General features: G+C 67.9%; 1 protein-coding gene. It reads left to right on the top strand.

The features are described 5' to 3' along the window. Nucleotides 1–365 precede the first annotated feature (365 nt). On the top strand, nt 366–626 hold the full coding sequence (locus tag E4V01_RS25400; RefSeq protein ID WP_060768534.1) for a hypothetical protein: 261 nt from the start codon (nt 366–368) through the stop codon (nt 624–626). Nucleotides 627–973: the final 347 nt, after the last annotated feature.

Raw genomic sequence — 973 nt, 5'->3', positions numbered from 1 at the left:
CCCGGTGGACCGCGGCGCCCCGTCGGTGAAACGGGGTATAAGGGCGCCCGAACAAAGCGTCAACCGGAAAAACGCCGGAAGACCGAAAACACCCGCCACAGGGGCGCGAAACGAGCCGGAGAGGCACTTCGCACGCACAATGCGCTCCCTCGAACACGGCCGATGCGAGCGCCCGTTGCCGGTCGGCCGCACCCGACCTCGTTGCCGGCGTCAATGGGGTCATCTCCGGGCCCAGCGCACCGATATCCGCCACCTGCAAACGAGGGATCCGCGCACTTTTGAGCCAAGCTTCCGCGAAAATCGGTCTGTCGCTTCCATGCTCCCGGTGAGGGCGGATGGACGCCGCCCGATCAGGGAGATGCGACATGAACAAGCTGATGATTTTCGCGCTCGTCGGTGCCGGCCTTCTCGGCGCCGCCCCCTCGGCCTTCGCCCAGGAGACCGCTCCGCAGCCCGCCAATCAAGAATTCCTCGGCGTCGATCTCGACAATGGCGGCGTCTACTACAACGGGCGCAATTCCGGCCGGTACTGCCTCTATCGCACCGTCGAGGTTTTCAACCGCTATACCGGCTATGTCGAGACCCGCCGGGTGCGCCGCTGCGGCCGCGGCCTCTATCTGCCGTAAGGGGGCGCCGCGATGCTGACGGCGATCTCACCGCTCCACCTCGCCGCCCTCGGCCTCATCCTCACGCTGTTTGCCGGGGGCTGAGCGCCGCGATGCCGGACCTGTTTCGAGGCCGGTCCCATTCGGCCTCCGATGCGCGGGACCGCTCTCCGCGGATGGGCGGCGAGGCCCAGAGGGCGACATTGTTTCCCAGACACCGAGCGGCTACCCCTGGGCCGCGTCCCAGAGCGGGCGCGCCCGCTCCAAGGATGACAGCCTCGGTCCGCGAACCGAGAGGAGGACGATCCGCATGCCGAGACAGGCCCCGGTTATCGCTGCGCGCCGATTGCTCCGTGGAGCCGCGCTCC

The organism is Methylorubrum sp. Q1 (genome assembly GCF_004683995.1).
In the GTDB taxonomy this organism is placed as follows: Bacteria; Pseudomonadota; Alphaproteobacteria; order Rhizobiales; family Beijerinckiaceae; genus Methylobacterium.
Note: the sequence above shows the minus strand (reverse complement) of the source record. Positions and strands in the feature narration are given on the sequence as shown.

Coding starts and splice junctions, on each gene's coding strand:
- E4V01_RS25400 (WP_060768534.1), top strand. CDS start 366: ATGAACAAGCTGATGATTTTCGCGCTCGTCGGTGCCGGCCTTCTCGGC.